The organism is Vibrio sp. R11-SG3-ISO3-SZ (assembly GCF_059834345.1).
On the sequence record NZ_JCBDGX010000104.1, the window covers coordinates 45,429 to 53,135 of the forward strand.

The window sequence follows — 7,707 nt, forward strand, 5'->3', positions numbered from 1 at the left end:
TTAACTGCCTCGATAACTGGAGTAAGCGTAAGGAGAGAGCAGCAGAGGAATGTGGATATGACGCGTGTCTGAAACGCTAAAGTGCACGTCCACGTAGGGGAAAAAGGCGTTGGAAAATACGCGTTGGCAGTAGGGGGCGACTAAAAATCGCAGGGTATAACTGCCTGCTGCTATTGTGGTGTTTTCAAAACGGGCGCGGCCATCATCGTCGGTGTGCATGCGGGCGATGGGATCCTGTGCGCCAAGTGGATAGAGTGCCACTTCAATGTTTGCTGCGGGGTGACCACTGGCGGTGTCGAGGATATGGCAACTGAGCGTGTTCATAAATAAGCTTCCATTCTAATTTGACTGATTTTGATCTGTTCTTGCGCGGCTTCGCGCAGTTCCACTTCTCGGCTTCGACCAATCCGCGATTCAAGCAGTGCAAGCATCTCTTTGGCACTTTTGTTGGTCGCGCAGACGATGAAGATGAAGCCGAATTTCTCTCGGTAGCGCTGATTGAGCGTGAGCAATCGCTCTAGGGTCTCTCTATCGGCGCTGGCCACGTGGCTCTGCTCTTTTTCACTGAGTGCTCGGCCTTGCGCGTATTTCTTTTCTAGACTGGCGAGATCGCCGATCATTGGATGCCCGGCAAAGGCCTCAAGCCAATCTTTCTCTTCAAGCTGCTGGAAGGCACGGCTTGCGCTATGGCGCAGTGCTTCACCGTCTTGAAAGGGTGCCGATTCCATCACCAAGGCTTGCCAGCGCAAACTGGCGCAAATCTGACTGAGCGCGAAGCCATCGAGCTGTGCAATCGGGCGTTTACGTGAGGTATCACTTGTGGTTTTAGCTGTGGTCATGCGCATTCCTTTTGAGTTGGGAGGTCACGAGTTGACGAGCGTCGTTGGCCTCGCGCCAAAGCGATTCTGGGCTCGTTTCTATCGGCGAGGATGTGTGGCTGGCAAAGTAAGCATTGAGCTGCGCTGCGACCGAAATAGCCACTTGCATCGGCAGTTTGCCTTTGACATTAGGATGCCCAATCGGGCAGGTGAGGTGCTCAAGCGTGGCCGGGTCGGCCAGTTGCTCTTTCAGGCGATAGCTAAAGCGCTGCTTTTTCCCCTCTGAACCGATTAAACCAACGAAAGCAAACCTGTTGGCATCCAAGGCTTGGCGAGTAATGTCGAAATCGAGGGCGTGATCTTGCGTCATCACCACGATGTAAGCATGGCTAGGTAGCGATGTAAGGGTTTGCGTGACATCCTCGATTAGATGGGTATGAATGTGGGCATCTTTGAGCGGAGCTAACCACTCACTGCGGGTATCGGCAACATGCAACTGGCAGGGCAGCTCAGTTAAGATCCGACACAGCGCTTGGCTGACATGCCCAGCCCCAAACACGACGACGTGTGGTGTTTGGGTAAGGAAATACTCCAACATCACTTGCACACCGCCGCCGCAACACTGGCCAAGATCGGCGGCGAGAGAAAAGCGTTCGATGGTAAGAGTCGATTGGGATGTTGCGAGCCCTTGACGCGCTTTTTCAATCACTTGGTATTCCAAGTTTCCACCACCAAGCGTGTCAAACTGGGCGCTCTCGGTGATCACCATCTTAGCGCCTTGATTACGAGGTACCGAGCCGACACTGGCAATCACGGTAGCGATGCAGTAAGCCACACCTTGTGTCTCCAGCTGCTGACAGGCACTGAGCCATGAGAGTGAGCGGGAATGGAGAAATGGCGAATTAGTCATGGCTGTGCTCCTTCGCTCGTTGCTCGAGCCAGGTCAGTTGGTCTTCGCATGCAGAGAGAATCGCCTCGCTGGTCGCAGGCGCATGCAGCAAGGCGGCGTGTTGGTGTTCGCTAATGGACGAGATCGCATCAAAAATGGCGCACCAAGCGCTGATGCCGTGCATAAATGGCGGTTCACCCACCGCTTTAGAGCGATAGATGCTGGTTTCTGGGTTGGGTTTGTCGAACAAATCGATGTGAAACTGTTTGGGGTAATCACCAATGGTGGGGATTTTGTAGTTCATTGGACTGTTACTGAGTAAACGCCCATCGTCTGCCCAGACCAATTCTTCACAGGTTAACCAGCCTAAACCTTGGATAAAGGCGCCCTCAATTTGGCCTTTATCGATGGCCGGATTTAAGCTGTTGCCAACATCGTGGAGGATGTCGACGCGCTCGACGGTCATTTCACCGGTTAGCGTGTCGATCATCACTTCAGAACACGAGGCGCCAAGGGCAAAGTAGTAAAACGGTCGACCGCTCGCGCTGGCTCTGTCATAGCCGATTTTCGGCGTTTGATAGAAGCCGGTCGCGGAGAGGGAAACGCGGTTCATATACGCCGCTTGTACCAGTTCCGCCCAACTGACTGGCGTTGTGGTACCGATCAATTGACCGCCTTCGATATCGATCTCTGCGACTTGATAATGGCTTTTAGCAAACTCAATCAGCCTTTGTTTGATCTCTGCCGCCGCGTTGTGCGCCGCCATGCCGTTGAGATCGGCGCCCGAAGAGGCGGCGGTCGGTGAGGTATTGGGCACTTTATCGGTGCGTGTTGAGGTGACCAGTATGGCATCAAGTGAGACGCCCAGGGTTTGCGCGACGATTTGTCCCACTTTGGTGTGTAAACCTTGGCCCATCTCGGTGCCGCCGTGTGAGACCTGTACCGAACCGTCGGTGTAGACATGAATCAAGGCGCCAGCTTGATTGAGGTGCTTGGCAGTAAATGAAATTCCAAACTTCACCGGGGTAAGCGCCAAACCTTTTTTCAGATATGGATGAGTGAGGTTCCATTGCGCAATCGCTTCTCGGCGCTGACGATAATCACAGCGATCTTCGAGCGATGTTATCAGCTCTCGCATCTCTTGGTGTTGAGACACTTCCATGCCGTAAGGCGTGGTGTGCTTATTCTCGTTATAGAGATTGTTAAGACGCACATCGAGCGGGTCTTGGCCGGTGGCAATCGCTAACTCTTGCATCGCTTTTTCTATGACTATCATCCCTTGCGGGCCACCGAAACCACGAAACGCCGTATGAGACACAGTGTCGGTTTTTAAGCGATGACCCACGATGGTCGCTTCACCGAGTGAATAGGCGTTGTCGGCATGAAACATCGCGCGGTCGACAATCGCATCAGAGAGATCCGGTGAGTGGCCGCATAGGCCATGAATGGCAATATTGGCGCCTTGAATGATACCGTTGCGGTCGGCACTCAGTTGATAGCTTTGATAGAAAGGGTGGCGTTTGCCTGTTGCCGTCATATCGAGCGCGCGCGGCAAGCGCAGCTTGACCGCTTGTCGAGTGTAGTACGCACCCAATGACGCTAAGCATGCCCATTGCGCCGCTTGGCTCTCCTTACCGCCAAATCCACCGCCCATGCGGCGCATATCAACGGTGACGCGGTTGAAATCGAGACCGAGCACTTCGGCAATGAGCTTTTGCACTTCAGAGGGGTGTTGAGTGGAACATTGAACAAAAATGCCACCCTCTTCAGTCAGGTGCGCCAAGCTGACTTGACCTTCAAGGTAAAAATGCTCTTGGCCGCCCACATGCAGTTCGCCATTAATCACCACATCCGCGCCTTGCTGCCAGTCGCGCGCTTTGCTTGAGCCCATTTGGTGCGGTGGCAGAAGTGGCGCTTGGCCAACTGCGTCTTGATGGTGGAGTATCACTCGGTCATCGACCTCATACTCCACCTCAGCGAGTGAAGCGGCGCGCCATGCTTGCTGGTGGCTACGTGCCAGCACTAATGCGATGGGCTGGCCGTGGAAATGAATGTGTTGGTCGATCGTCAGCAGTGGATCGCCGGGAAAAATCGCACCGATGTCTTTATGCGCAGGGAGGTCGCACTCACTCAGCACAGCGACGACACCATCTGCCGCGCGAACGCGCTCAACGTCCAACCGTGTGATTCGGCCTTTGCTGACGCGACTGGTGATCACCGCCGCATGCAAGCAACCCGTTGGCGTGGGGTAGTCGTCGACGAAACGGGCCTCGCCGCTGACTTGTCGGTCGGCGCTTTCATGCTTGACGGAGCGGCCAACAATCTTGGATGGCTGTCTGTTTTGAGCCTCTTCAAGTACGGTTAATTTACGCATGGTGCACCAACCTCACATCAATGTGCTCTGTTTGCAGATAGAAACGTTTGAGCAGGTTTTGCACTAACTTAACTCGATATTGCGCGCTGCCACGGACATCGGACAGCGGCTGAATAACCTCAGGAACCTTGTCTTGCGCCGCATGGACGATGGGCAGGCTCAGAGGACGCCCGACAAAGACTTTCTCAAGTTCGTTGAGGCGCACCGATTTTGCGGCGACTCCGCCAGCGGAAATGATGCAATTCTTGACACGCTGGTCGCTATCTATCGTCATATTGATGCCTAGGGTGACCGTGGCGATGTCGTCTTCATAGCGTTTGCTTATCTTGTATATCGCGTGATGTTGATTGGGCGCGAGTCTGGGTAGGTGAAACGCACTGATCCATTGATGGCCACGCAATAAGGTTTCACGGTAGCCCGTGATGTAGTCCTCGGGGGCGAACAGCGTTTTCGTGACGCCATCATCCACTTCGATACGTCCGTTGAGGCTCATCAACAGAGGAGCAATATCGCCAATCGGTGAGGCGTGGCCTAAGCTACCGCCAAGCGTTGCGCGGTGGCGAATGGTTAAACTGCCCAGTCTTTCAATCACCTCATCGGCACTGGGGAAATGCTCGCGTACAAAGGCGTGTACACGGTCCATCGGCACCGCAGCACCGATACGCCAACCAGAGGTGGTCTCGGTGATGGTGAGAAGATCATCGACATTAGAGATGTCGATCAGTTCAGGTAGTGAGCGACCTTGTTGGGTGACTTCCAATGAGAGGTCTGTGCCACCAGCAATCAGTTTAGCGCTCACCATTTGGGATTTGGCTTGCGCCAGTTCAAGGCGCGTTTTGGGTCTAGCGTAGTGGTGGCAAGCGGCGTCATCGACACTGGCGATCCAGGTTTTCACTGCGCTGGTGTCTTGCTCCAGCGGATCGTCGATTGACTGGCTTGCGATGGTGTTGGCGACCTCGATCAACGGGCCGTAGCCAGTACAGCGACACAAATTTCCTGCGAGGTAGTCACTCGGGTGTGACACTGTCTGTTTTTGCTTTGATAGTGCGTAAAGGGACATCACAATCCCAGGCGTGCAAAAACCGCACTGGGTGCCATTTTTGTCGACCACCGCTTGTTGCACCGGATGCAAGGCTTGCGCTTGTTTGAGGTGCTCGACGGTAATGATTTGCTTACCATGCAGCGCGTGAACGGGGGTGATACAGGCATTGATTTGTTTGTAGCTCAGTTCGCCGTTTGGGTCTGATTCCACCATTACAACAGTGCATGCGCCGCAATCACCGCTGGCACAGCCCTCTTTTGAGCCGGTCAGTTGTTTGTGTTCGCGTAGGTAGTTAAGCAACATGGTGTCGGCGTCGAGGGACGCAATCTTAACAACCTCACGATTGATCATGAGCTCCAACATAACTTCCTCTGTTCTTATTATCTTGTCCAACTGGTCAACTATTTAGGTAAAAAAAGGCTCGCACCCGTGAGCGAGATGCGAGCCTATATAGGTTTAGTTAGGAATTTTTGCGTCGATACCTTCGACGTACCAGTTCACGCCCGCAAGCTCTTTGTCATTGAGTGTGTATCCCGCTGCAATGACTTCGTTGCCTTGGTTATCTTTCATCGGGCCGGTAAACGGATGGAACTCACCTGATTTGATCTTCGCCTCGGTTTCGGCAATGGCGTCTTTGATCTCAGCTGGCAGGTCTGGATTGATCGAGACAATTTGCAGCAACTCATCTTTTAGACCACCCCAATAGTCTTGTGGTGCCCAAGTGCCATCCATCGTTCCCTGTACCGTTTTAATGTAATGTGGTGCCCAGTTATCTCGTACCGAGAACATGTGGGCTTTCGGCGCGAAGTGGCTCATGTCGGAAGCTTGTCCAATCCCCATCACACCGCGTTTTTCCGCAGCAATCAGAGGCGCCGGGCTGTCGGTGTGTTGAATAATGATGTCTACGCCTTGGTCGATGAGCGCGTTCGCGGCGTCAGACTCTTTGCCCGGATCGTACCAAGTGTTGACCCAAACAATTTTCAGTTTCACATCGGGGTTGACACTTTTCGCACCAAGATAGACCGAGTTAATGTCGCGGATCACTTCCGGAATAGGGAAAGACGCGATGTAACCAAGGGTATTGCTCTTTGTCGCCATGCCCGCAGCAACGCCAGATACATAACGGCCTTCATAGGTACGAAGAGTGTAGGTGCCAAGGTTTTTCGCCATTTTGTAGCCCGTGGCGTGTTCAAAGGTGATGTTTGGGAAACGTTTGGCGACTTTCAGTGTTGGGTTCATAAAGCCAAACGAGGTGGTAAAGATGACATCGTTACCTGATTTCGCCAACTGAGTGATCACGCGCTCAGCGTCAGCCCCTTCGGGTACGTTTTCGACAAAGGTGGTTTTCACCTTTCCAGCGAAATGTTTTTCCATCTCAATGCGGCCTTGGTCGTGCTCATAGCTCCAGCCATGATCGCCGACGGGACCCACATAGACGAAGCCGACTTTGACTTCATCTTCTGCAAGCGTTGAAGCTGAGAGCAACGAGGTCACTGACAAGGCCACCGCTGTCATCCACTGATTCATTTTCATGAAATTCTCCGTTTTCATTTTTGGTTTGAGTAGTAAGAACCTAAGCTGAAACTGATTCTTATTTATCTGCATAGCAAAAACTTGACCAATTGGTCGTATTTTTAGCCTAAGGGTGAAAATAATCGCGCAACGCCCGTCAAATCTGGTGTGGGGTGAGGTTTACGTGCTTCTTAGTTTCGAGGGATGTGAGTGATGCGCGTGGTGGATGAGGGTGGTGTGATTCATTGTTGTGCGAAATAATAGTGCCCGTGCACCGTTTTAATGCACGGACGCTATTACCACAAACATAAAAACAATCAATGGCGTTTAGGATCAAACGGTTTACCAAGGCTCATTGGCGTTGCCAATTTTTGGCGTAACTCGTTGGAACTGAGTAATACCATCACAACGATAGTGGCGACGTAGGGGGTCATGGCTAATAAGTTGGGCGAGATGTCCAAGCCGACCCCTTGCATCATTAAGTGCATAATCGACGTCAAGCCGAACAAGTAGGCACCAAGCATCAAGCGGCCCACTTTCCATGAAGCGAAGACTACCAGAGCTAGCGCAATCCAGCCTCGACCTGCTGTCATGTTCTCCATCCACATTGGGGTATAGGCTAAAGACATGTAGGCGCCCGCCAGTCCTGCAAGTGCGCCGCCCAGTAGCGTGACAAGGTAGCGTACTTTGATCACTTCAATGCCAAGGGCATTGGCCGAATGCGGGTTCTCACCGACAGCGCGGATCACCAACCCAGCGCGCGTCCGACTGAGCACCCAAGCACTAACACCGACCAGAACAAAGCTGGCGTAAACCAATAGATCATGTTGAAAAAGCAGCGGCCCAAGAAAAGGCAGATCGCTAAGCAGCGGAATTGCTATCGGTTGAAAGCCTTCAAGGGTGGAACCCACTAAACTGCCGCCGAGGAAGGCGCTCAAACCAGTACCAAAAATGGTCAGCGCTAAGCCTGTCGCGACTTGGTTGGCACTCAGGCTGAGTGTCAGTACACCAAAAATAAAGGCCATTGTCATACCTGCGACCATAGCGAGGAGAACGCCCATCGCGAGGCTGC

The 7,707-nt window shown here is 52.9% G+C and carries 7 protein-coding genes; all 7 read right to left on the bottom strand.

The window, feature by feature from the left end:
- Complete coding sequence (gene uraH, locus AC6R1O_RS13480; RefSeq protein WP_500657199.1) at nucleotides 1-324, bottom strand: hydroxyisourate hydrolase; 324 nt, start codon at nucleotides 322-324, stop codon at nucleotides 1-3.
- Entirely contained in the window at nucleotides 321-839 is a 519-nt protein-coding gene (locus tag AC6R1O_RS13485; RefSeq protein WP_500657200.1) for a 2-oxo-4-hydroxy-4-carboxy-5-ureidoimidazoline decarboxylase, read from the bottom strand. The genes uraH and AC6R1O_RS13485 overlap by 4 nt, the downstream gene beginning before the upstream one ends.
- Nucleotides 826-1,728 carry a xanthine dehydrogenase accessory protein XdhC gene (gene xdhC, locus AC6R1O_RS13490; protein ID WP_500657201.1) on the bottom strand — a complete coding sequence of 301 codons (903 nt, stop codon included), beginning with the start codon at nucleotides 1,726-1,728 and terminating at the stop codon, nucleotides 826-828. Before xdhC ends, AC6R1O_RS13485 begins: the two co-directional genes overlap by 14 nt.
- Nucleotides 1,721-4,081 (bottom strand): xanthine dehydrogenase molybdopterin binding subunit, encoded by a 2,361-nt coding sequence (gene xdhB, locus AC6R1O_RS13495; protein ID WP_500657202.1) that lies wholly within the window; start codon nucleotides 4,079-4,081, stop codon nucleotides 1,721-1,723. The genes xdhC and xdhB overlap by 8 nt, the downstream gene beginning before the upstream one ends.
- Nucleotides 4,074-5,486, bottom strand: a complete 1,413-nt coding sequence (locus AC6R1O_RS13500) for a xanthine dehydrogenase small subunit (RefSeq protein WP_500657203.1) — start codon at nucleotides 5,484-5,486, stop codon at nucleotides 4,074-4,076. The genes xdhB and AC6R1O_RS13500 overlap by 8 nt, the downstream gene beginning before the upstream one ends.
- Before the next feature lie 93 nt (nucleotides 5,487-5,579).
- The gene (locus AC6R1O_RS13505) at nucleotides 5,580-6,656 is read right to left on the bottom strand and encodes a BMP family ABC transporter substrate-binding protein (protein ID WP_334551951.1); all 1,077 of its coding nucleotides are present in this window, start codon (nucleotides 6,654-6,656) and stop codon (nucleotides 5,580-5,582) included.
- Between the two features lie 296 nt (nucleotides 6,657-6,952).
- Nucleotides 6,953-7,707, bottom strand: a 755-nt coding sequence (locus tag AC6R1O_RS13510; protein ID WP_500657204.1) for an ABC transporter permease, incomplete at its 5' end; no start/stop codon positions are given.

What these genes read in the sequence shown, in the direction of transcription:
- uraH (WP_500657199.1), bottom strand. Translation starts at nt 324, where the DNA reads ATGAACACGCTCAGTTGCCATATCCTCGACACCGCCAGTGGTCACCCC.
- AC6R1O_RS13485 (WP_500657200.1), bottom strand. Translation starts at nt 839, where the DNA reads ATGACCACAGCTAAAACCACAAGTGATACCTCACGTAAACGCCCGATT.
- xdhC (WP_500657201.1), bottom strand. Translation starts at nt 1,728, where the DNA reads ATGACTAATTCGCCATTTCTCCATTCCCGCTCACTCTCATGGCTCAGT.
- xdhB (WP_500657202.1), bottom strand. Translation starts at nt 4,081, where the DNA reads ATGCGTAAATTAACCGTACTTGAAGAGGCTCAAAACAGACAGCCATCC.
- AC6R1O_RS13500 (WP_500657203.1), bottom strand. Translation starts at nt 5,486, where the DNA reads ATGTTGGAGCTCATGATCAATCGTGAGGTTGTTAAGATTGCGTCCCTC.
- AC6R1O_RS13505 (WP_334551951.1), bottom strand. Translation starts at nt 6,656, where the DNA reads ATGAAAATGAATCAGTGGATGACAGCGGTGGCCTTGTCAGTGACCTCG.